Annotated in this window: 18 protein-coding genes and 1 tRNA gene; 11 read left to right on the forward strand and 8 right to left on the reverse strand. The window is 71.8% G+C overall.

All coding sequences use genetic code 11. The annotated features are described in order from the left end of the window. Nucleotides 1–138: 138 nt before the first annotated feature. From J7E22_RS01060 to J7E22_RS01095, 8 genes are all read left to right on the forward strand, one after another. Nucleotides 139–1827, forward strand: a complete 1689-nt coding sequence (locus J7E22_RS01060) for an ABC transporter substrate-binding protein (RefSeq protein WP_214978048.1) — start codon at nucleotides 139–141, stop codon at nucleotides 1825–1827. Between the two features lie 33 nt (nucleotides 1828–1860). Beyond that, a complete protein-coding gene (locus tag J7E22_RS01065) occupies nucleotides 1861–2850 on the forward strand; it encodes an ABC transporter permease (protein ID WP_214978050.1) in 990 nt (329 codons plus the stop codon). Between the two features lie 12 nt (nucleotides 2851–2862). Further along, the gene (locus J7E22_RS01070) at nucleotides 2863–3876 is read left to right on the forward strand and encodes an ABC transporter permease (protein ID WP_214978052.1); all 1014 of its coding nucleotides are present in this window, start codon (nucleotides 2863–2865) and stop codon (nucleotides 3874–3876) included. After that, complete coding sequence (locus tag J7E22_RS01075) at nucleotides 3873–4883, forward strand: ABC transporter ATP-binding protein (protein ID WP_214978054.1); 1011 nt, start codon at nucleotides 3873–3875, stop codon at nucleotides 4881–4883. Before J7E22_RS01070 ends, J7E22_RS01075 begins: the two co-directional genes overlap by 4 nt. After that, the gene (locus J7E22_RS01080; RefSeq protein ID WP_214978056.1) at nucleotides 4880–5677 is read left to right on the forward strand and encodes an ABC transporter ATP-binding protein; all 798 of its coding nucleotides are present in this window, start codon (nucleotides 4880–4882) and stop codon (nucleotides 5675–5677) included. The genes J7E22_RS01075 and J7E22_RS01080 overlap by 4 nt, the downstream gene beginning before the upstream one ends. After that, nucleotides 5674–8193: a glycoside hydrolase family 2 protein gene (locus J7E22_RS01085; protein WP_308159090.1), complete on the forward strand. Its 2520-nt coding sequence runs from the start codon at nucleotides 5674–5676 to the stop codon at nucleotides 8191–8193. The genes J7E22_RS01080 and J7E22_RS01085 overlap by 4 nt, the downstream gene beginning before the upstream one ends. Continuing rightward, the gene (locus J7E22_RS01090) at nucleotides 8168–9082 is read left to right on the forward strand and encodes a LacI family DNA-binding transcriptional regulator (RefSeq protein ID WP_214978057.1); all 915 of its coding nucleotides are present in this window, start codon (nucleotides 8168–8170) and stop codon (nucleotides 9080–9082) included. Before J7E22_RS01085 ends, J7E22_RS01090 begins: the two co-directional genes overlap by 26 nt. Nucleotides 9083–9196: 114 nt before the next feature. Next, nucleotides 9197–10831, forward strand: coding sequence for a long-chain fatty acid--CoA ligase (locus tag J7E22_RS01095; protein WP_214978058.1), 1635 nt, complete (start codon nucleotides 9197–9199; stop codon nucleotides 10829–10831). Here J7E22_RS01095 and J7E22_RS01100 read toward each other — a convergent pair. Beyond that, nucleotides 10816–11022, reverse strand: a complete 207-nt coding sequence (locus J7E22_RS01100; RefSeq protein WP_214978059.1) for a hypothetical protein — start codon at nucleotides 11020–11022, stop codon at nucleotides 10816–10818. The two genes, J7E22_RS01095 and J7E22_RS01100, sit on opposite strands and share 16 nt — an antisense overlap. A gap of 439 nt (nucleotides 11023–11461) precedes the next feature. Here J7E22_RS01100 and J7E22_RS01105 point away from each other — a divergent pair. Beyond that, nucleotides 11462–11533: transfer RNA gene (locus J7E22_RS01105), tRNA-Gly, on the forward strand. Between the two features lie 92 nt (nucleotides 11534–11625). Here J7E22_RS01105 and J7E22_RS01110 read toward each other — a convergent pair. Genes J7E22_RS01110 through J7E22_RS01120 form a run of 3 tightly spaced genes read right to left on the reverse strand, consistent with a single transcriptional unit; the run spans nucleotide 11626 to nucleotide 13300 of the window. Beyond that, a complete protein-coding gene (locus J7E22_RS01110) occupies nucleotides 11626–11877 on the reverse strand; it encodes a DUF6510 family protein (RefSeq protein ID WP_214978060.1) in 252 nt (83 codons plus the stop codon). Continuing rightward, nucleotides 11877–12707 carry an FAD-binding oxidoreductase gene (locus J7E22_RS01115; protein WP_308159091.1) on the reverse strand — a complete coding sequence of 277 codons (831 nt, stop codon included), beginning with the start codon at nucleotides 12705–12707 and terminating at the stop codon, nucleotides 11877–11879. The genes J7E22_RS01110 and J7E22_RS01115 overlap by 1 nt, the downstream gene beginning before the upstream one ends. Beyond that, nucleotides 12704–13300: a molybdopterin-dependent oxidoreductase gene (locus tag J7E22_RS01120; RefSeq protein ID WP_214978061.1), complete on the reverse strand. Its 597-nt coding sequence runs from the start codon at nucleotides 13298–13300 to the stop codon at nucleotides 12704–12706. The genes J7E22_RS01115 and J7E22_RS01120 overlap by 4 nt, the downstream gene beginning before the upstream one ends. Before the next feature lie 259 nt (nucleotides 13301–13559). Here J7E22_RS01120 and phoA point away from each other — a divergent pair, with 259 nt between their 5' ends. After that, nucleotides 13560–15248, forward strand: coding sequence for an alkaline phosphatase (phoA, locus tag J7E22_RS01125; protein ID WP_214978062.1), 1689 nt, complete (start codon nucleotides 13560–13562; stop codon nucleotides 15246–15248). A 953-nt stretch (nucleotides 15249–16201) separates the two neighbouring features. Here phoA and J7E22_RS01130 read toward each other — a convergent pair. The 3 genes from J7E22_RS01130 to J7E22_RS01140 are packed head-to-tail and all read right to left on the reverse strand — an operon-like array spanning nucleotide 16202 to nucleotide 19982. Continuing rightward, nucleotides 16202–17056, reverse strand: coding sequence for a glycosyltransferase (locus tag J7E22_RS01130; protein ID WP_308159092.1), 855 nt, complete (start codon nucleotides 17054–17056; stop codon nucleotides 16202–16204). Between the two features lie 35 nt (nucleotides 17057–17091). Beyond that, entirely contained in the window at nucleotides 17092–18558 is a 1467-nt protein-coding gene (gene rfaE2, locus J7E22_RS01135; RefSeq protein ID WP_214978066.1) for a D-glycero-beta-D-manno-heptose 1-phosphate adenylyltransferase, read from the reverse strand. After that, nucleotides 18555–19982, reverse strand: a complete 1428-nt coding sequence (locus tag J7E22_RS01140) for an aldehyde dehydrogenase (RefSeq protein ID WP_214978068.1) — start codon at nucleotides 19980–19982, stop codon at nucleotides 18555–18557. Before J7E22_RS01140 ends, rfaE2 begins: the two co-directional genes overlap by 4 nt. 118 nt (nucleotides 19983–20100) lie before the next feature. Here J7E22_RS01140 and J7E22_RS01145 point away from each other — a divergent pair, with 118 nt between their 5' ends. After that, a complete protein-coding gene (locus J7E22_RS01145) occupies nucleotides 20101–21201 on the forward strand; it encodes a glycosyltransferase family 9 protein (protein WP_308159093.1) in 1101 nt (366 codons plus the stop codon). Between the two features lie 118 nt (nucleotides 21202–21319). Here J7E22_RS01145 and J7E22_RS01150 read toward each other — a convergent pair whose 3' ends face one another. Continuing rightward, the gene (locus J7E22_RS01150; protein ID WP_214978070.1) at nucleotides 21320–22024 is read right to left on the reverse strand and encodes an SDR family oxidoreductase; all 705 of its coding nucleotides are present in this window, start codon (nucleotides 22022–22024) and stop codon (nucleotides 21320–21322) included. Nucleotides 22025–22083: the final 59 nt, after the last annotated feature.

A 22083-nucleotide genomic window follows, 5' to 3' on the forward strand; every position in this document is an offset into this window, starting at 1 on the left:
TCGGGGTGCGTGGTCACATCCGAACCGTACCGGCGGCAGCGGATTTGCGCACCTTTCTTGACTCGCCAATTTTAGTGGTCTAAGAAAGGCATGCGACACCGGCCACACCGACGTGCCGGTCGACATGGAAGGTCAACGATGCTCTTTTCATCCCTCCGCCGACGGACCCGCCTCGGGCTCGCCGCGACCGGGGTCGCGGCCGTTGCCGCACTCGCACTGAGCGGCTGCTCCGGGTCGTCAACCGCGTCCGGCTCCTCGTCCGTCACGGTGTTCAACGGGGCGACGGGCACCATCGCCGAGAACTGGAACCCGTTCTCGCCGAGTGCGCTCCAGCCGACGCTCGGGGTCATCTACGAGCCCTTGTACTACTACAACCTCGCATCCACGTCGAAGCCGAAGCCGGAACTGGCGACCGGGTTCTCGTGGAACAGCGCCGGCACGCAACTGACGATCACGACGCGCAAGGGCGCCAAGTGGTCGGACGGGACGCCCTTCACCGCGAAGGACGTGGCGTACACGTTCAACCTCATCCACAGCACGCCGGCGCTCAACACGAGCGGCCTGAACGCCACGGCCAAGGCGACGAGCGACGACACCGCGGTGCTGACGTTCCCGACCAAGTCGTTCACGCAGGAGCCGCAGGTGCTCGGCAACCAGGCGATCATCCCCGAGCACATCTGGTCGAAGGTGAAGAGCCCGACGACCACGATCAACGCCAAGCCGGTCGGGACGGGCCCGTACGCGCTGAAGTCCTTCAACTCGGAGAGCTACGTCCTCCAGAAGAACCCGCACTACTGGGAGCCCGGCAAGCCGAAGGTGGACACGGTCCGCTACATCTCGCTGTCCAACGCGGACGCCGCGAGTGCAGCGCTGCTGTCCGGCAAGGTCGACTGGATGAGCTCCTTCCTGCCGAACCTGAAGCAGCTCGTCGGCAACCACAAGGACATCGCGTACGTGAACACGCCCGCGCTGACCACGTCGCTGTTCGCGTGCTCGAACGCCTCGCTCGGGTGCACCGGCCCGCAGACCGACCCGGCCGTCCGCCAGGCGATCTACCAGGCCATCGACCGCACGCAGCTGAACAAGCTCGCGGGCGGCGGTTTCGCCGCACCGGGTTCCCCGACGATGCTCCTGCCGGACCGGGACAAGTCCTGGATCGCGAAGAGCGACGACGTCACCATCCCGCAGACCGCGCAGGCGTCGAAGGCCGAGCAGACCCTCCAGGCCGCCGGGTACACCAAGGGCGGCGACGGGATCTACGAGAAGGGCGGCAAGCCGATCAGCCTCACGGTGCAGGTCGTCGCCGGGTACAGCGACTACATCGCCGCGATCCAGGTCATGCAGACCGAACTGAAGAAGGTCGGCATCGAGCTCAAGTCGACGCAGCTGTCCTACAACGAGTGGAACAGCAACGAGACCAAGGGCCAGTACCAGCTGACGATGGACTCGATCGGCCTCGGCCCGTCGTCGAACCCGTTCACCACGTACAACCCGCGGTACTCGAGCGGCTCGACCGTCAAGGTCGGCCAGGCAGCACCCTCGGGCGGCAACTACGCGCGGTACTCCAACCCGGCGGTGGACGCAGCGATCAAGGCCGCGGCCGCGACCAAGGACGTCAGCACCCAGAAGGCGCAGTACGCCACGGTGCAGCAGCACATCGTGCAGGACCTGCCGTACATCCCGGTCTACGTGAACTCCACGCTGACCGAGTTCAACACGGCGCGCGCCACCGGTTGGCCGACGAACGACGACAAGTACGCGTTCCCGGCCTCGTGGAAGAGCTGGGACAACGGCATCGTGCTGAAGAACCTCACGCCGAAGAAGTAACGGCACCGGTACCGAGGAGCGGATCGAACAACCATGCGGTTCTACCTGCAGAAAGCGGCGTTCTACGTCGTCGCCCTCTGGGCGGCCCTGACGCTGAACTTCTTCATCCCCCGATGGATGCCGGGCAACCCGGTCGACATCCTCATCTCGAAGCTGTCGGCGAAGGGTCCGGTGTCCCCGGCGACCCGCCACGCGCTCGAACTGCTCCTCGGTACCAACTCCAACGAGCCGCTCTGGAAGCAGTACGTCGACTACCTCGGCAACGTCTTCCACGGCGACCTCGGCGTGAGCGTGACCTACTTCCCGGCGTCGGTCACCCAGATCATCGGGCAGACGTTGCCCTGGACGATCGGGCTCATCGGCCTGGCGACGATCATCTCGTTCGTCCTCGGGATCCTGCTCGGCCAGCTCGCCGGCTGGAAGCGCGGGTCCTGGCTGGACAACGTCATCCCGGTGACGACGATGTTCCAGTCCGTCCCGTACTTCTGGCTCGCCCTGATCCTGCTGTACGTCTTCGCGAGCATCGTGCCGATCTTCCCGCTCAACGGCGGGTACGACGTCTACAGCGTCGAACCCGGGTTCAACGGTCCCTTCATCGGCAGCGTCCTCTACTACGGCGCGCTGCCGGCACTGACGATCGTGCTGTCCTCGGTCGGCGGCTGGATGCTCGGGATGCGGAACATGATGGTGTCGACGCTCTCCGAGGACTACATCCTCACCGCGGAGGCGAAGGGACTGCACCCGCGGCGGGTGCGCACCGTCTACGCGGCACGGAACGCCGTCCTGCCGTCGTTCGCCGGGTTCGCGATCTCCCTCGGGTTCGTCGTCGCCGGCTCGATCGTCACGGAGCAGGTGTTCTCGTACCCGGGCATCGGGTCGGCGCTCCTGAACGCGGTGCAGAGCAACGACTACGCGCTCATGCAGGGCATCTTCCTCGTCATCACGATCTCCGTGCTGGGCGCGAACCTGCTCGTCGACCTGCTGTACGCGATCATCGACCCCCGCACGCGGGCTCGGGCCTAGGAGCCGCTGACCATGACCTCCACCACCGCACTCGACCCCGGGATCGCCGCGGGCTCCGTCCGCGCCGGGCGCCGGCGCAACCTGCCGTCCTTGACGCCGAAACTCATCGCCGGGCTCGGCATCGCAGGGCTCATCATCCTGTTCGGCCTGATCGGCCCGCTGGTCCTGGGGAGCCCCTCCGCCATCAGCGACGCCGGACTCGCCGGGCCGAGCGGCGCCCACCTGCTCGGCACCACCCAGACCGGCCAGGACGTCCTCGCGCAGCTCGCGAACGCCACCAGGGGCTCGCTGATCATCGGCTTCATCGTGGGCATCCTGGCGATGGTCGCGTCCGCGTTCTTCGGGATCGTCGGCGCGTACGTCGGCGGCTGGGTCGACGAGACCTTCTCGCTGTTCACGAACGTCGTGCTCGTGATCCCCGGGCTCCCGCTCGTCATCATCATCTCGAGCTACGTGCCCGACAAGGGGCTGCTGCTCATCGCCGGGGTCCTCGCGATCACGAGCTGGGCCGGCAGCGCCCGTGTCCTCCGCAGCGTGACCCTGAGCCTCCGTGGTCGCGACTACGTCTCCGCGGCACGTGTCTCCGGCGAGAAGACGTGGCGGATCCTGTTCGTCGAGATCCTGCCGAACCTGGTGCCGATCCTCGCCTCGCAGTTCGTCTTCGCGATCATCTTCGCGATCCTCGGGGAGGCCGGGCTGTCGTTCCTCGGGCTCGGGGCCTCCGGAGCGCTGACCTGGGGCACGATGCTCTTCTACGCGCAGAACGGCCTGGCCCTCCGGCTCGGTGCCTGGTGGTGGTTCGTGCCCCCGGGGCTCCTCATCGCCCTGTTCGGAGCCGCCCTGTCACTGATCAACTTCTCGATCGACGAGATCATCGACCCGAAGCTCCGGGCCTCCACCCGGTCCGCGCGGAAGCGCTGGGTGATGAGCCGTCGTGAAGCCGCCGCCATCGAGCGCGACGCGGCCGTCGGCACCACCATGACCGGCACGATCGCCACCACCGACGCCGAGGAGGCCGGACGATGACCGCGACGAAGACGACGGCAGAACGACACGACGGTGCCGTCCGGGCCGACCGAGCCGAGCGTGCCGACCGCGCAGCGCGGGCCCAGGCCGACCCCGTCCTGACCATCGAGGACTTCAGCGTCGACTACCTCGGCGAACGCGTCACCCACGCCGTCAAGCACGTGTCGCTGACCCTCGGCCGCGGGGAGATCCTCGGCCTCGCCGGTGAGAGCGGCTGCGGGAAGTCGACGCTCGCGTACGGGGTGAACCGACTCCTCAAACCCCCCGCCAAGATCGTGTCGGGACGCGCCGTGTTCCACTCGCGAGAGGGCACGGCCTTCGACCTCGGGCTGCTCGAGGGCGAGGACCTCCGGGCCTTCCGGTGGGACCGCATCTCGATGGTGTTCCAGGGCGCGATGAACTCGCTCAACCCGGTCATCACGGTGCAGGCGCAGCTCGAGGACATCTTCCGCACCCACCGACCGGAAATGGGCAGGAAGGAACGCCGGGAGCGGTCGGGTGACCTGCTCGAGCGCGTCGGGGTGGACCGTTCGCGCCTCCGGTCGTTCGCCCACGAGCTCTCCGGCGGCATGCGCCAGCGGGTCATGATCGCGATGGCGATGGCGCTCGGGCCGCAGGTGATGATCATGGACGAACCGACCACCGCGCTCGACGTCGTCGTCCAGCGCGAGATCCTCCGCGAGATCACCCGACTGCGGGAGGAGCTCGGCTTCGCGGTGGTCTTCATCACCCACGACCTGCCCCTGCTCCTCGAGATCAGCGACCGGATCGCGGTCATGCGCGAGGGCGAGATCGTCGAACTCGGGGACGCGGTCGACCTCTACACGAACCCGCAGGACGACTACACGAAGCAGCTGCTCGCGTCGTTCCCGAGCCTGACGGGTGCCCGGGGCGACTTCATCCGGACCGGCGAAGACGCCACCACGACCGGCACGACCAGCGCGACGGCACCGCCGGCCAGGGCCACACCCACGGCCACGGCCACGGCCACGGAGGAGAACCGATGAGCACCCTCGAGTTCCGGAACGTCACCAAGGAGTACCGGATCCGCGGCGGGTGGCGCGGCTCGCGCCTGACCGCCGTCGACGACGTCTCCTTCACCCTCGAGGCCGGCAAGACCATCGCACTGGTGGGTCAGTCCGGCAGCGGCAAGTCGACCATCGCGAAGCTGCTCATGCAGCTCGAACGACCGACGCGCGGCCAGATCCTGCTCGACGGCGAGCCCGTGCACCGGCACGGCTCCGGCCTCCGCGACTACCGGAGCGCCGTGCAGATGGTCTTCCAGGACCCGTTCGCGTCGCTCAACCCGTTCCACACCATCGGGCACCACCTCGCCCGTCCCCTCCGGCTGCACGGGAAGGTGCACACCGCGGACGAGGAGCGGGCGGGTGTCCGTCGGCTGCTCGAACGCGTCCGCCTCGACCCGCCCGACGAGGTCGCCGAGAAGCGTCCGCACGAGCTGTCCGGCGGGCAGCGGCAACGGGTCGCGATCGCCCGTGCGCTGGCACCGCAACCGCGGATCCTGGTCGCGGACGAGCCGGTGTCGATGCTCGACGTGTCGATCCGGCTCGGCGTGCTCAACCTGCTCGCCGGCCTGCAGCGCGAGGAGGACCTCGGTGTCCTCTACATCACGCACGACCTCGCGACCGCCCGGCACTTCTCCGACGAGATCCTCGTCATGTACAAGGGCCAGATCGTCGAACGGGGACCGTCCGACGACGTCATCCTCAACCCGCAACACGAGTACACGAAGCTGCTCGCCGAAGCGGCACCCAACCCCGAGAAGAGGATCAGCGCGTGACCGCACTGCACCCGGACCTGCCCACCACCGACGGACGGGAGGCGCGGCTCGGCCACCGACTCGACCTCACGGGATCGACGTGGACCGTCACACCCACCGCCGGTCCCGTCCCCGAGTCCCTCGCGCACCGCTTCGCGGCGCCGATCGGCGCCACCGTCCCCGGCGAGGTCCACACCGACCTGCTGGCCGCCGGCATCATCGACGACCCGTTCGACGGCGACAACGAAGCACTGCTGGCCTGGATCGGGTACTGCGAATGGCAGTACCGCACCACGTTCACGTGGACGGCGGGTGACGCCGTCCGCCACGACCTGGTCGCCGACGGGCTCGACACCGCCGCGACCATCACGCTGAACGGGCACGAGGTCGCCCGGACCGCCAACCAGCACCGGTCGTACCGCTTCGACGTCCGCCCCTTCCTGGTCGAGGGGACGAACGAGCTCGTCGTCGACCTCCGCTCGCCGATCGAGTACGCCCGCGAGCAAGAGGTCGTCCTCGGCGCACGACCCAAGGTGATGCACCACCCGTTCAACGCGATCCGGAAGCGCGCGAGCGACTTCGGGTGGGACTGGGGGATCGACCTGTCCACCTCCGGGATCTGGCGGCCGATCGGCATCGAGTCCTGGTCCGGCGTCCGCATCGCCAGTGTCCGACCGCTCGTCGACGTGGTCGCCGGGCGCGGCGTCCTGACGGCGCACGTCGACCTGGAGTGGGCGTCGGAGACGCACCCACCGACGGAGGTGACGGTCGAGGTGGCCGGGGGGCGGGCCTCCCGGCCGGTGACCGTCGGCGAGACGGCGGTGACCCTCGTCGTCGAGCCCGACCACGTCGACCTCTGGTGGCCGCGCGGCCACGGGGAGCAGCCGCTGTACCGGGTGAGTGTCCGGGCCGGCGACGCCGACTGGTCGGCGCGCATCGGGTTCCGGACGGTGACGCTCGACACGACGCCCGACGCGGACGGCTCGCCGTTCTCGATCGCGGTGAACGACCGCCCGGTGTACGTCCGCGGGGCGAACTGGATCCCGGACGACGCCCTCGTCACCCGGATGACGCCGGAGCGGTACCGGGCGTCGGTCACCGACGCCGCCGACGCGGGGATGAACCTGCTGCGCGTCTGGGGCGGCGGGATGTTCGAGTCCGACGACTTCTACGACGTGTGCGACGAACTCGGGATCCTGGTGTGGCAGGACTTCCTGTTCGCGTGCGCTGCGTACAGCGAGGAGGAACCCCTGCGGAGCGAGGTCGAGGCGGAGGCTCGCGAGGCGGTCACCCGACTCTCGGCGCACCCGAGCCTGGCGCTCTGGAACGGTTGCAACGAGAACATCTGGGCCTACGTCGAGTGGGGGTGGGCGAAGGACCTGGTCGGTCGGACGTGGGGCGAGGGCTACTACCGCGAGCTGCTCCCCGCGATCGTGGCGGAACTCGACCCCACGCGGCCGTACTCGCCGGGCAGCCCGTTCTCGTTCCTCGACTACGCGCACCCGAACGACGAGCGCAACGGCACCATGCACATCTGGGACGTCTGGAACCAGCGCGACTACGCCGACTACGCCACGCACCACCCGCGCTTCGCCTCGGAGTTCGGGTTCCAGGGTCCGCCGGCGTGGACCACGCTGGTCGACGTCGTGCACGACGAGCCGCTCGACCCCTACGGGCACCAGATGCTCGTGCACCAGAAGGCGGACGACGGCAACGGCAAGCTCGAGCGCGGCCTCGGTGCCCACCTGCCCGTGCCGACGACGATCGAGGGCTGGCACTGGGCGACGCAGCTCAACCAGGCCCGCGCGATCCGCTTCGCCGTCGAGCACTTCCGCTCGGAGTTCCCGCGGAACACGGGGGCGATCGTGTGGCAGCTCAACGACGACTGGCCCGTGGTGTCGTGGGCGGCCGTCGACCACGCCGGCATCCGGAAGCCGCTCTGGTACGCACTGCGCGACGCGTACCAGGACCGTCTGCTCGTGTTCCGGCCCCGCGAGGACGGCGGGCTCGAGCTCGTGCTGCACAACGACAGCGACACCGCGCTTGCCGGGTCGGTCGTCGTCGAGCGTCGGTCCGCCGACGCCGTCGAACCCCTGGCCACCGCGACCGTCGACCTCGCTGCGCCGGCACGGGGTCTCGCCCGGGTCGGCGTCCCGGACGAACTGGCCACCGTGACGGACGCCGCGTCCGAGTTCCTCGTGGCGCGCATCGGGGACGCGCGCGCACACCACTGGTTCGCCGAGGACACCGACCTGACGCTCGCTGCCACCCGTGAAGCGGTCGACGTCCTCGTCGAACCGGTCGACGGCGGCTTCGACGTGGTCGTCACCGCGCGGTCGGTCGTGAAGGACCTGTTCCTGCAGGCCGACCGCATCCACCGCGGTGCGCGCGTGGGGGACGGACTGGTCACCCTCGCTCCGGGTGAGCGGGCCCGGATCCGGGTCACGGTGCCGGCCGGGACCCCGGTGCCGGACGCCTCGACGCTCGCGTTCCCGGTGCTATGTTCAGCCGGTGACGTGGTTGCCCGAGCTCAGTGACCCGACGTTGCCGGGGTCGGTGGGGATCTGCATCCACCGACCCCGGCGGCGCGTCGCACTCGAGCCGTTCTGGATGCAGTACGTCCGGGGGGTCGAGGAAACCCTCGCCGCGCACGGCATGACGCTCCTGCTCGAGGTCGTGCTCGACGCCGAGGCCGAGGTCGCCACCTTCCGCCGCTGGGCGGCCGGTGACCGGATCGGCGGGGTCATCGTCACGGACGTCCGGGCGGACGACGTCCGCATCCCCGCGCTCCGCGGTCTCGGACTCCCCGCCGTCCTCATCGGGAGCCCCGGCGAGGCCCGTGACTTCTCGACGGTCTCGACCGACGACGCGGCGGTCGCGACGAGCATCGTCGCGCACCTGGCGGAGCGCGGGCACCGGCGAGTGGCGCGCATCAGCGGCCCGGCCGAGTTCCGGCACACCGGCGAACGGACGGCGGCGTTCGACGAGGCCGCACGCGCCGTGGGCATGACGTTCGACGTCATCGAGGGTGACTACACCGCCGAGTCCGGCGACCGGGGGACCCGCGACGTCCTCGCCGGTCGCCCGACGTCCGGCGTGACGGCGATCGTGTACGACAACGACGTGATGGCGATCACGGGCCTCGCCACCGTGCGTGCTGCCGGGCTCGACGTGCCCGGCGACCTCGCGCTCCTGGCATGGGACGACTCGGTGCAGTGCCAGCTCACCGTGCCACCCCTGACCGCGATGTCGCACGACATCGCGGCCTACGGCGTCGATTCGGCTCGGGCGTTGCTCGACGTGCTCGCCGGGGCGCCGCGGGTCGATCGCCGGGCAGCGCAGCCGGTGCTCGTGCCGCGCGGCTCGACGGCGTCGCGCTGGACCGTGGTGGGGGACCCGCGCCGGGCACTCGTCGAACGGGCCTGAGACTCGCGCTCCCTGTACGGTCCACGAGCCGCGTCACGGAGGCGCCGCAGCCGGAGGACGTCCCACGGACGTACGATCAGTGAGCCCCACTCGTCGACGAAGACGGAGACCCGAATGACCCCCACCACCAGCCCGAGCGACGACGCCCCGACCACCGACGAGCGTGTCGACACCCCGCGCCACCGTGCCACCGCTTCCGTCGCCGCGATCCTCGCCGAGTCCGCCGCCCGGTACCCGGACGACGTCGCCGTCATCGTGGGGGACCAGCGGACGACCTACGCCGAGCTGTGGGCCGAGACCCTGGCCTACGCGGGCGCCCTCCGCGCCCGGGGCGTCGCCGAGGGCGACCGGGTCGCCATGCTCCTGCCGAACGTCGCCGACTTCCCCCGCGTCTACTACGCGACCCTCGCGCTCGGCGCGGTCGCGGTGCCGGTGCACGCGCTCCTGAAGCGCCGCGAGATCGAGTACGTGCTCCGCGACAGCGGCGCGTCGCTGCTCGTCTGCGCAGCCCCGCTGCTCACCGAGGGCGCGGCCGGTGCCGCCCTCGCGGGCGTCGACGTCATCTCCGTCCTCGCCCCGGCGGCGTCGGGTGCGTCCGATGACGGACCGGACCGCCTGGAGGCGCTGGCCGCGTCCGCCACGCCGCTCACCACCTACGTCCCCCGCGATCCCTTCGACACGGCGACGATCCTGTACACCAGCGGGACGACCGGACAGCCGAAGGGTGCCGAGGGCTCCCACTTCGCCCTGCTCGAGCAGGTCAACACCAACCTGATGACGACGTTCGACATGCACCGTGGTGACGTCCTGCTCGGCGCGCTCCCGCTGTTCCACACGTTCGGGCAGACCTGCACGATGAACACCGGGTTCCGCGCCGGCGCGACGATCGTGATGCTGCCGCGGTTCGACGGCGACACGGCCCTCGCCGCGATGGTCGAGCACGAGTGCGGGATCTTCATGGGCGTGCCGACGATGTACATGGCGCTCCTCGACGCGGCGACCCGCACCGATGCCCGTCCGTCGCTGCGGTACGCGATCTCGGGTGGCGCGTCGTTGCCCCTCGCGGTGCTCGAACGGTTCCAGTCCGTGTTCGACGCTCCGATCCACGAGGGCTACGGGCTCACCGAGACGTCCCCGGTCGCGACCTTCAACCACGTCGGGCAGCCCCCGCGCCCGGGCACGATCGGCACGCCGGTGTGGGGCGTCGACGTGGAGATCGCGGACCCGTCCTCGGCCGACGCGATCGTGCTCGTCCCGCGCGGCGAGATCGGCGAGCTCGTGATCCGCGGGCACAACCTGATGAACGGGTACCTGAACCGTCCGGAGGACACCGCGGCGGCGATCGTCGACGGGTGGTTCCGGACGGGCGACCTCGGGACGAAGGACGACGACGGCTACATCACCATCGTCGACCGGACGAAGGACATGATCATCCGCAACGGCTACAACGTGTACCCGCGGCAGGTGGAGGAGGTCCTCGCCACGCACCCGGAGGTCGCCATGGCGGCGGTGTTCGGGGTTCCGCACGAGGTGCACGGTCAGGAGATCGAGGCCGCCGTGGTGCTGCGGGCCGACGCGTCCGTCTCACCCGAGGAACTCGTCGCCTTCGTGTCCGCGGAGATCGCCGCCTACAAGTTCCCGCGCGTGGTGCACGTCGTCGACGCGCTGCCGCTCGGGCCGAGCGGCAAGGTGCTGAAGCGGGACCTCGTCGAACGCTTCAGCGCCCCGGTCGTTCAGACCGGGCGGTAGATCGCGATCGGGGGAGCGTCGGGGTCGCCACCGTCGTGCGCCTGGCCGGTCGCGAGCCAGGTGCGCCCCTCGTGTTCGATCGTCGTCGGCAGGTCGCCGTGCACGAGGATGCGGACGGCCGGTCGGTCCCCGTCGATCAGGTCGACCCCGTGGGCCTCGGTCCCGCCCGGATTGTCGTGCACGTAGCTCATGCACCCGATCCAACACGAGTCGCCTCGGAGACCACCCGCGACACGACGGCAGAGGCCGGCCGGGTCGACAGGTCCGGTGACAGAGGGCACCGACGGGGCGCAGGATTCGGGTTCCCGCGCCCCACCGGAGCGGTGGACGGTCCGCGAGCCAGGGTTCCCGCACCCGTCCTGGGTGCACGACGGCACGCGGCGGCGTTCGGGTCGGGCGCGTCCCATCGGGCTGCGCAACGCTGCGCCGGGGCTCGGCAACCGGGAAGGGTGGTCCCGTGCAGGCCCTGAAGAGTGATCCGGAGCCGTGGCCGGATCGGGTGGGGCCGATCTGCCCGGCATGCGGTTAACCGCAATCCCGCAATCCCGCACCACGACGACCGGGCACGACGCGCCGCGCCTCCGCTCGCTTCGCCCGATCCGCCGGACTTCCGCTAGTCTGACGTGGTACGCGGATGTGGCGCAGTGGTAGCGCATCACCTTGCCAAGGTGAGGGTCGCGAGTTCGAATCTCGTCATCCGCTCGTGCAGAAGGCCCCGGTCACCGACCGGGGCCTTCGTCGTCGGACCGGACGCAGTGTCAGCCGGACAGCTAGTAAGTCAGTCAGTCAGTCGGTCAGCCGGTCATGACGATGCGCGCGCCGGGGAGTCCCACCCAGCTGCGCGTGCCGTCCGACACGTGCGTCACCAGTACTGTGTCGCACCCGCGGCACCGGGCCACGGTGCCGATCGCGGTCCGGTAGACCCGCGCTCCGGCGAGCACCCCGACCGTTCCGCACCCGACGCAGCGCAGGAGCGCGGTGGTCGGCTCCGGCCCGAGGACGTCCTCGAGCACCCCGGCCAGCGCGTTCCCGTCGACGATGGTCATCAGCTGCCTCCGAACCGTTCGGCACGGACCGTGCTCGTGTCGTGCCCGAGCTCGTCGAGCCACCGCAGCACCTGCTCCACGAACGGGGTCGAGCCGCAGACGTAGACCAGGGCGTGGTCCTCCGGCGGGAAGACCGCGCCGGCGAGGGCGTCCTTCGTGAGCCGCCCGGCGGGGAGTGCGGCACCCTCCGGAGCACGACGGCTGTACACGCGTGTGACCTCGAGCGGTGCGGCGGCCCGGGTCGCGGCGTCGAGTTCGTCCCGGAAGAACACGTCCTCCGGGGTCCGCACCGCGTACAGCAGCCGGAACCGTGTCGGATCGGCGGCCGCGGCGTGCGCGGTGAGCATCGCGGCGAGCGGGACGATGCCCGACCCCCCGGCGATGAGCTGCACAGGGCGGCTGGCCTCGGCAGCGGGACGCCAGACGAACCAGCCGCCGAGCGGGCCGTGCACTTCGAGTGCGTCGCCCACCTCGACGGCGTCGACCAGGAACGGCGAGACCTCGCCGCCCTCGACGCGGTCGACCGCGAGGGTCACCCTCGTACCCGGCCCGGACGAGGCGATGGAGTACGACCGCGTGGCCTGGTAGCCGTCCTCCGCGGTGAGCCGCAGGTCCAGGTGCTGGCCCGGGTCGTTGCCGGGCCACGTCGGCACGTCCAGGACGATGCGGCGCGCGTTCGGCGTCTCGGGCGTGACGGACGCGACGGTGGCGGCGTGCCAGGCCGGCCGCCTGCGGACCGCGGGCGACGTGGCGGGGGCGGGCCGCGCCTCCAGGCCGGTGCGCGTCTCCAGGCCGGTGCGCGTTTCCAGGCCGGTTTCAGGCGCGCTCACCAGTACCGCTCCTCCTTCCAGGGGTCGCCGTGCAGGTTGTAGCCAGCGTTCTCCCAGAAGCCCGGTTCGTCGTCGGCCTGCATGGTGATGCCGCGGACCCACTTCGCGCTCTTCCAGAAGTACAGGTGCGGGACGAGCAGCCGCGCAGGGCCACCGTGCTCGGGGGTCAGGGGTTCGCCGTCCGCCTCGAACGCGATCCAGGCTTGCCCGTCGAGCAGCTCGTCGAGGGGGACGTTGGTCGTGTACCCGCCGGTGCTGTGCACCATGCAGTACTCGAGCGAGGTCTCGACGTCCTCGAACAGGCGGTCGAGCGGCACCCCGCGCCACGCCATCCCGAGCTTCGTCCAGTGCGTCACGCAGTGGATGTCGACGGTGATGTCCTCGATCCCGAGGGCGCGGACCTCGTCCCACGTCCACGTGTGCAGCGCGCCGGTCTCCGTGCGGATCGAGAACGTCCACTCGGCGGGCTCGATGTCGGGCGTGGCACCGGCGGACAGGACGGGCCAGTCCTCGACGAGGGTCTGGCCCGGCGGGATGCGGGAGTCGTCGCGGTCGGCTCGGCGACCGCCGAACCCACGGGTGAAGGTCGCCATCGGTGCTCCTCGTGTCGATCTGTACGTGGTCTGATCTTGCCCTGTACGCGGACGCTACGGGGAACGGCTTGCCCGGGGATCCGCATCCTCGGTTGCACGATGCGTCGGCATCCGCAGGTGCGACCCGAGCACGAACTCTTCAAGCGGCGGCGCCTCCTGTCTGTTCACACAGCCGACCTGATCGGTTCACCATCCTGTACCGCTGCACAGGCCATCCTCGAACGGCACCCGTTCGGGTGACAGACAAGGAGATCACGTCATGCAGCACACTCCGAAACGCCGCACCCGTGCGGCTGTCGTCCTCGGCGCCGCGCTCGTCGCCGGTGCGGTCGCCGTCCCGGGCACCGCAGGGGCGGTCGCGCAGCTCGCGCTCACCCAGCACGGCGGGGCCGAACGACACGACGGCGACCAGACCCGCACCGTCCAGCAGGCGATCACGCGCGCCGGGGCCAAGAACGTCATCCTGCTCATCGGCGACGGGATGGGCGACTCCGAGATCACGGTCGCGCGGAACTACCAGTACGGGGCCGCCGGCCGGCTGCCGGGGCTCGACGCCCTGCCGCTCACCGGCTCGTACACGACCTACTCGGTGGTCAAGGACGGCGCCGACAAGGGCAAGCCGGACTACGTCACCGACTCGGCGGCGTCCGGCAGCGCGTGGGCGACCGGCACGAAGACGTACGACGGCGCGATCTCGGTCGACGTCGACGGGAAGCCGCAGCAGACCCTGCTCGAGCTCGCGAAGGCGAACGGACTGCGCACCGGCGACGTCTCGACCGCCGAGATCCAGGACGCCACCCCCGCCGTCCAGGTCGCCCACGTCGGATCCCGCTCGTGCTACGGGCCGGACACCGCCTCGTGCGGCACCGACGCCCTGCAGAACGGCGGCCTCGGCTCGATCACCGAGCAGCTGCTGAACACCCGTCCGGACGTGACGCTCGGTGGCGGGGCGACGACGTTCGCGCAGACCGCCAAGGCCGGGCAGTGGCAGGGCAAGACCCTGTTCGACCAGGCCGACGACCGCGGGTACCAGGTCGTCTCGGACGCGGACGGACTCGCCGGTGTCCGGAAGGCCGACCAGTCGCGCCCGCTCCTCGGGCTGTTCACGCCGGGCAACTTCCCGACCCGGTACGCTCCCACGACCGCGACGGTCGGCGGCGGCGACCAGGCCCCGGTGACGTGCACCCCGAACCCGAAGCGCCTCGCGACCGGGCTGTCCCTGCAGTCGCTGACGAACAAGTCGATCTCGCTGCTCGACCGCCGGTCGAAGCACGGGAAGGGGTTCTTCCTGCAGGTCGAGGGCGCGAGCATCGACAAGCAGGACCACGCCGCCGACGCCTGCGGGCAGATCGGTGAGACGATCGACTTCGACGAGGCCGTGCAGTCCGCCCTGGCCTTCGCGAAGCGGGACGGCAACACGCTCGTGATCGCGACGGCCGACCACGGGCACTCCAGCCAGATCGTCGACAACACGCCGCCGACCGCACTCTCCACCGCTCTCCGCACCGCGGACGGCACCACGATGAAGGTGTCCTACGGCACGTCGGCCGCCGGTAGCTCGCAGCAGCACACCGGCACGCAGGTCCGGATCGCGGCCTACGGCCCCGGGGCCGCGAACGTCGTCGGGCTCTCCGACCAGACCGACACGTTCTCGACGATCAGCGACGGCCTGCGGCTCGACGAGGACCTCGCGGCTCTGAGCCGCGGTGCCCGCGTCGACGTGTCGGACCGTTCCCCGCACCGCGGTGAGCGCGTCCGGTTGACGGGGAGCCGGTTCGCCGGGGACCGCCAGGTGATCGTCCGGGTCGGCTCCACCGACCTCGGCACGTTCGACGTGGTCGACGGCAGCGCGAGCACGTCATGGACCGCCGTGCGGGGGACCGCGACCGTGACGGTCACGGGCGTCCAGACCGGCAAGCAGGCGACCGCGCAGGTGCGGGTGCGCTGATCCCGACGTGCGTCGGTCCGCTGGCGCGGGACGGACGGGAGGCGCGGTGCCAGGTCGGCACCGCGCCTCCCGTCCGTCGCGGCGCGCGTCGCGCGCCGGGCCACATCCCCGTGGGACGCCCCGGCGGCCGCGACACGCCCGCCTTCCGTGCCAGACACCCCTGCCAGTGCGAGACGCCGTCCTGGGTACGAGACGCCCCGGATTCTGACGGCGTCTCGCCGAGGCTGCGGCGTGCGGCACAGACGCGCCCGTGTCGTGCGGACGGAGGCGCCTGCGCGAGACGCCCCTGTCAGCGCCAGACGCCGCGCCCGGCTCGAGGCGCCGCTGAATCTGGCACCGCCTCGCTGATGTGGCGGAGTTCCGCGCAGACGCCGCCGTCTCCGGCATACGGAGGCGCTGACGCGAGACGGCACCGTTGATGCCGGACCGGCCCATCCGCGCGAGACGCCCCCGTCAAACTGGAACGCCCCCGTCGGTGCGAGACGGTCCCGTCGGTGGGAGACGCCGCGGGTTCTGGCGGCGTCTCGCCGAGGGTGCGGCGTCGGACGAAGACGCGGCCATGTCGGGCGGACGGAGGCGCCTGCGCGAGACGCCCGCGTCAGCGCGAGACGCCGCCGTCGGTGCGAGACGCCGCGGTCGCTGCGAGACGGTCCCGTCGGAGGGAGACGCCGCGGGTTCTGGCGGCGTCTCGCCGAGGGTGCGGCGTCCGATGAAGACGCGGCCGTGTCGGGCGGACGGAGGCGCCTGCGCGAGACGCCCACGTCAGTGCGAGACGCCGCGAAGGGCTCGAGGCGCCGCGGGATCTGGCGGCGTCTCGCTCACCCGGCGGCGTCTCGCTCACCCGGCGGCGTCTCGTTGATGTGGCGGCGTCCCGCGGACACGCCGCCGTCTCGGGCGGACGGGGCCGCGTGGGCGCGTCCCAGCGCGCGGACCGACAGAGGCCGACCCCGCCGCTAGCGCGACTGCCCGGGCGCGACGGTCGCCGTCGGCCGACCGAACACCACGTCCGGGGCGTCGACACGTCGGTCCGTGACGGTCGTCGGCGCCTCCAGGTGCACCGCACCCGAGGGGACGATACCGACCCCGCCCGAGCGCTCCATCACGCGCCACTGCGCGACGACGTCCTCACCCGCGTGTTCCGGCGGCAGGTCCGACCAGAACCGGAACCCGCCGACGGCCTCGAGCACGGCGCGGTCGTACAGGACGCAGGCGCCGACCCAGGCCACCCGGTAGGGCAACCACGTGCCCGGTTCGACGTCCAGCCCCTCGGCGACGTGCGCCAGGTTCGCGGCGTTGTGCAGGGACCACCGGTCGAACGCCGGGGTGCCCCGCCGCACGACCTCGGGCACGACCGGCCCGTCCCACGGCTCGAAGACCGCGGTCTCGCGCGGCCTCCGGTCGGCGAGGTACGACAGGCCCTGCACGGCGCTGCCGACGAACCCGCACCCGAGGGAGCGGAGGGCGTCGAGCATCCGGGCGATCGACCCGGGCTCGAGCCAGACGTCGTCGTCGAGGAACAGCACGGTGGGAGCGGTCGCGTGGTCGAGCAGGTACTGCCGGTGCTCTGCCAGGCCGCGCCGTTCCGGGTGGGTGAGGAGCGTGACGGGCCGGCCCTGCGCCTCCAGGACGCGGAGCATGGCGGCGACCGCCGGCCAGGTGGTGGCGTCGCCGTCGGCGGACTGGTCGCTGACCACGATCCCCATGTCCACCTCGGTCTGGGCGGCGAGCCCGGCCAGCGTCGTGGCGAGCTCGGCGGTCCGGCCGACGGTCGGGATGAGCACGTCGACGTCGGGTGCGTGGCCGGGCACACGGGGAGCCGACCACGCGCCGGACCACCTGGCCGTCACGAGGACTCCCGGATGCGGCGGACCACCGCCGACGTGGAGTGCTCGGGGACGTAGTCGACCATCACGACCTCGCCGCCGTACGCGCGGACGACCTCGGTCTCGCGCAGCATCTCGGGGGAGTAGTCACCGCCCTTGACGTAGACGTCCGGACGGACACGCTGGATCAGCGGGATGGGGGTGTCGGTGGCGAAGACCGTGACGAGGTCGACGCAGGCGAGCGCGGCGAGGACCCCGGCCCGGTCCTCGGCCTTGTTGATCGGTCGCTCGGGGCCCTTCAGCCGCGTGACGGAGTCGTCGTCGTTCAGCGCGACGACGAGCAGGTCCCCGAGTTCCTTGGCCTGCCGCAGGTACGTCGTGTGCCCGCGGTGCACGACGTCGAAGCAGCCGTTCGTGAACACGACCCGCTGTCCGGCGGCGTGCGCCCGGTCGATCGCCTCGGCGAGTTCGTCGTGGTCGACCACGGTCTCCGCGGGGGCGGCGACCGACGCGATGAGGGCGTCCGCGGAGCAGACCGAGGTCCCGGCCTCGCGCACGACGACGTCAGCAGCGGCCTGCGCGATGACGACGGTGTCGCGGAGGGGCGTGCCGACCGCGAGCGCGACCGTCGCGGCCGCGCAGAACGTGTCACCGGCGCCGGATGCCTGCTGCTCGGCGGCGGGGGTCGCGCGGGTCCGGAAGCCCTGCTCGGAGCCCGGCTCGACCAGCACGGTGCCGTCGCGGTCCAGCGTGACGACGGCAGCGCGGGCACCGGACCGGGTCAGGACCGCAGCGCGTCCGGCGACAACGGCGGCGATGCGCTCGGAGCCCTGACCGAGCGTGGACCCCAGGAGCAGCGCGGTCTCGCCGGCGTTCGGCGTGACGAGGTCCGGGGCGAGCGGTGCCCAGCGCGTGAGGTCGTGCGCGTCCACGACGACGGCTCCCGGCCGGTCCCGGTCGAGCATCGGCACGATGGCGTCCGGCTCGACACCGAGCCCGTAGTCGCACACGACGGCTGCGTCGGCGCACCGGACCGCGCGGGCCACGGCGTCGGCGAAGCGGGCGTGGTCGTCGTCGGTCGGTGCGGCAGCGAGTTCGTCGACGCGCACCATCACGCGGTCCCCGCCGACGACGCGGGACTTCGTGGTCGTGCGGCCCCCGGGGACCTCGACCAGGAACGAGGTGTCGACGCCGGACGCCGCGAGTCGGTCGCGCAGGACACGGCCGGCCTCGTCGTCGCCGATGAACCCGACCATCCGCACCCGGGCGCCGAGGGCGCGGGCGTTCACCGCGGTGTTCGCGGCACCCCCGGGGACCGCGACGGTCTCGGTCACGCGGACGATCGGGGCAGGGGCCTCGCGGGAGACCCGTTCGGCCTCGCCCATCGTCCAGCGGTCGAGGATGCAGTCGCCGATGACGACGACGAGCGGCTCGCGGTCGTCGATCCGGGCGACGAAGTCCCGGACGAGGCGGACGTCTGCGGTCATCGCGCGCCGCCGGGCGTCTCGGAAGAGGACGCGGCCGGTGCCGGTGCCGCTTCGAGGTGCACGACCGTCGTGGTCGTCATCTCGTCCAGCAGGTGCGGGCCGTACCCGAACCCGGCCCCGGACGCGCCACGTGGTTGCGCACTGCCACCCGGGGCGCCGCCGAAGACGGCGTTCACCTTCACGGTGCCGACGGGCAGCTCCGCCGCGGCCCGGAGCGCGTGCCCGGTGTCGTTCGTCAGCACGGTCGCGGCCAGGCCGTAGCGGTCGGCGGCGGCCAGCCGGAGCGCCTCGTCGAAGTCCTCGACGAGGCGGACGGGGGCGATCGGGCCGAACGTCTCCTCGGTCAGGACGAGCATGGCGTCCGTGCAGTCGGTGAGCACGGTGGCCGGGTAGAACGTGCCCTCGCCCTCCGGCACGGTCCCGCCGGTGAGCAGGGTCGCGCCCTGGCTGATCGCGTCGTCCACGTGGGTCTGCACGGTGTCCCGCAGTCGCTCGTCGACCAGGGGGCCGTACTCGGCCGCGGGGGCGGCCGTGCGGCGTTCGGCCTCGGCGACCAGCGCCGTGAGGAACGGTTCGGCGATCGCGCGGTGCACGTACACCCGCTCGACGCTCGTGCAGATCTGCCCGGTGTTCGCGAAGGCGCCGAGCGCGACCTGCGCTGCAGCCCACGCGGGGTCGACGCCGGCGTCGACGACGACGGCGTCGTTGCCGCCGTTCTCGCGGATCACGTGGGCACGGGTCCGGGTCGCGACCTCGGACAGGCGGTCCCCGGTCGCGGTCGAGCCGACGTGCGCGTACACGTCGAAGCCGTCCTGTTCGAGCAGGAGCTCGCCGGTCAGCGCGTCCCCGTCGACACCGACCAGGACCCCGTCCGGCAGCACCTCGGCGAGCAGCTCGTTCAGGCGGGCGATGGTCGCGGGGGACCGTTCGCTGCCCTTGTGCACGACGGTGTTGCCCGTGACGATCGCCGCGCCGAGGATCCCGCACGCGACGGCGACGGGGTCGTTCCACGGCGTCAGGGCGAGCACCACACCGCGGGGGTGCGGCACGGTCCAGTCGGCGGCGCCCCATTGTCCGCGGAGGGCCTCGCCGCGGTGGACCGGCCCGAGTTCCGCGTACTGCAGGAGCGTGCCGATCCCGGCCTCGACACCACCGACGGCGTCGCCGGGGACCTTGCCGGTCTCGCGGGTGTTCAGCGCCGCGAGCTCGTCGACGTGCCCGCGCAGGTGTTCGGCGGCGGCACGGAGGCGGGCGCCGCGCTCAGCCGGGGCGGTGCGGGCCCAGGCCGGCGCAGCCGTACGGGCGCGGGCGACGGCGTCGCGGACCTCGTCCTCGGAGGACCGTCGGACGGTCGAGGCGACGGTGCCGTGCACGGGGTCGGTGACCACCAGGTCGTCGGCGACGGGCGGGGGTGCGAGCGTCATGGAGGTCCTTCCGGTCAGGATCCCTCACGGTGCTCGTCGGACACTGGGCACGCACTCGGGATCGCGCTCGCTGTCCATCCCGCTCGGGTTCCCGGGTGCGCTCCGGTAGACGGGAGCCGTGGATCTCATCGGCAACGGCGGCACACGGTTCGACGGCGTCCGGGACATCGCGGTGCTCCGCGGTGGTGGCCTGGGCGACCTGATGTTCGCGATGCCCGCGATCGACGCCCTCGCCGCCACGTACCCGGACGCCCGCATCACCCTGCTCGGGACGCCGGCCGGAGCGGCCCTGCTCGACGGCCGGACGGACTCCGTGCACGCCTTCGAGGAGCTCCCCATGGTCCCCGGCGTCCGCGAGAGCGGGGAACACGCACCAACCGAGCAGGACTTCTTCGACCGGCTCCACGGCCGGTTCGACCTCGCGGTGCAACTGCACGGCGGCGGGCGGAACTCGAACCCGTTCCTGCTGCGCCTCGGAGCACGGCACACGGTCGGCACCGCCACCGAGGACGCCGAGGTGCTGGAGCGCTGGGTCCGCTACGTCTACTACCAGCACGAGGTCGTCCGCGCGCTCGAGGTCGTGTCGCTCGCGGGAGCCGCGCCGGTCACCCTCGACCCCCGGGTCCGCGTCGGGGACGACGAGCGGGCCGCGGTGCGGGAGCGCCTCGACGTGCGGCACCACCTCGTCGCGATGCACCCCGGCGCGACCGACCCCCGGCGTCGGTGGAGTCCGGACCGGTTCGCGGCCGTCGCGCTGGCACGGCTCGAGGCCGGGGACGACGTCGTGCTGGTGGGTGACGCGTCCGACCGACCGGCAGCGGACGTCATCGCCGCGGCGGTCCACCGGACCGAGCGGGCCGAACTCGTCGACCGGTTGCACGACCTGGTGGGGGAGCTGCCCCTGACCGAGCTGCCCGCCGTGCTCGCGGCCGCCGACGTCGTGGTCGGGGACGACTCCGGGCCGCGTCACCTCGCCGTCGCGGTGGGGACGCCGACCGTCGGGGTGTTCTGGTTCGGCAACGTGGTGAACGCGGGGCCGTTCGACCGTGGACGGCACCGCGTGCACCTCTCCTACGTCACGCGCTGCCCCGTCTGCGGTGTCGACGTCACGCAGGTGGGCTGGTCGGCCCAGCGCTGCGAACACGACCCCTCGTTCGTCGACGAGGTCGAGCCGGACGCCGTCCTGACGGACGTCGCCGACCTGCTGCGGACCACCTGACGACAGTCGACGGGACCGGACGACGGACGGGAGGCGCGGTGCCAGCTGGCACCGCGCCTCCCGTCCGTCACCAGGTGACGTCCGTCACGGGGTGACGTGCGTCACGGGGTGACGACCGTCACGGCCAGCTGGGCTCCGTCGCCGGCATGATCGACAGCTCGCGGATCTCGCAGCCGGCCGGCTGCGCGAGCGCGAAGATGATCGAGTTCGCGACGTACACCGGCTCGATGAGCTGCGCGTCCGGACCCGGCTTGTACTGCTCGGTGCGGTCGGCGAAGAAGTTGGTGCGCATCCCGGCGGGGATGATGTTCGTCACGCCGACCCGGCCGGCGGTCTCGGCGGCGAGGGCCTGCGAGAACCCCCGGACGCCGAACTTCGACGCCGAGTACGCGGTGCCGTGGCCGACGCCGCGGAGGGCGAGCGACGACGAGATCGTCACGACGCGGCCGTGCGTGGCCTCGAGCGCGGGCAGGGCCGCACGGACGGTCGACGCGGTACCGATCAGGTTGACGGCGACGATCTGCTCCCACTTGCCCGACGAGATGGCGTCGATCGGGGCGGGGGTGTCGATGCCCGCGGCGGTGACGACGGCGTCGAGACCACCGTGGCGCTCGACCGCCTCGGCGACGGCCCGCTCGACGGCCTCGGTGTCGGAGACGTCGACCGCGACGGCGTCGACGCCCTCGGGCACGGCGTCGATCCGCAGGTCGAGGACGATCGGGGTGCCGCCGGCCTCGGTGACGGCGGCCACGACGGCTGCACCGAGTCCGGAGGCGCCGCCGGTGACGAGGACGCGGCCGATGGGGGTGGTGGGGACGGGCATGGACTTCCTTCCGTGGGGGTCCCGGAGCGCGGCTGCGACTGCAGCCGGTCACGGGCCCG

The organism is Curtobacterium sp. ISL-83, from assembly GCF_018613895.1.
GTDB lineage: Bacteria > Actinomycetota > Actinomycetes > Actinomycetales > Microbacteriaceae > Curtobacterium.

Excerpts from the sequence above, each read along its gene's own strand:
- J7E22_RS01060 (WP_214978048.1), top strand. The coding sequence starts at position 139 with ATGCTCTTTTCATCCCTCCGCCGACGGACCCGCCTCGGGCTCGCCGCG.
- J7E22_RS01065 (WP_214978050.1), top strand. The coding sequence starts at position 1,861 with ATGCGGTTCTACCTGCAGAAAGCGGCGTTCTACGTCGTCGCCCTCTGG.
- J7E22_RS01070 (WP_214978052.1), top strand. The coding sequence starts at position 2,863 with ATGACCTCCACCACCGCACTCGACCCCGGGATCGCCGCGGGCTCCGTC.
- J7E22_RS01075 (WP_214978054.1), top strand. The coding sequence starts at position 3,873 with ATGACCGCGACGAAGACGACGGCAGAACGACACGACGGTGCCGTCCGG.
- J7E22_RS01080 (WP_214978056.1), top strand. The coding sequence starts at position 4,880 with ATGAGCACCCTCGAGTTCCGGAACGTCACCAAGGAGTACCGGATCCGC.
- J7E22_RS01095 (WP_214978058.1), top strand. The coding sequence starts at position 9,197 with ATGACCCCCACCACCAGCCCGAGCGACGACGCCCCGACCACCGACGAG.
- J7E22_RS01100 (WP_214978059.1), bottom strand. The coding sequence starts at position 11,022 with ATGAGCTACGTGCACGACAATCCGGGCGGGACCGAGGCCCACGGGGTC.
- J7E22_RS01110 (WP_214978060.1), bottom strand. The coding sequence starts at position 11,877 with ATGACCATCGTCGACGGGAACGCGCTGGCCGGGGTGCTCGAGGACGTC.
- J7E22_RS01120 (WP_214978061.1), bottom strand. The coding sequence starts at position 13,300 with ATGGCGACCTTCACCCGTGGGTTCGGCGGTCGCCGAGCCGACCGCGAC.
- phoA (WP_214978062.1), top strand. The coding sequence starts at position 13,560 with ATGCAGCACACTCCGAAACGCCGCACCCGTGCGGCTGTCGTCCTCGGC.
- rfaE2 (WP_214978066.1), bottom strand. The coding sequence starts at position 18,558 with ATGACCGCAGACGTCCGCCTCGTCCGGGACTTCGTCGCCCGGATCGAC.
- J7E22_RS01140 (WP_214978068.1), bottom strand. The coding sequence starts at position 19,982 with ATGACGCTCGCACCCCCGCCCGTCGCCGACGACCTGGTGGTCACCGAC.
- J7E22_RS01150 (WP_214978070.1), bottom strand. The coding sequence starts at position 22,024 with ATGCCCGTCCCCACCACCCCCATCGGCCGCGTCCTCGTCACCGGCGGC.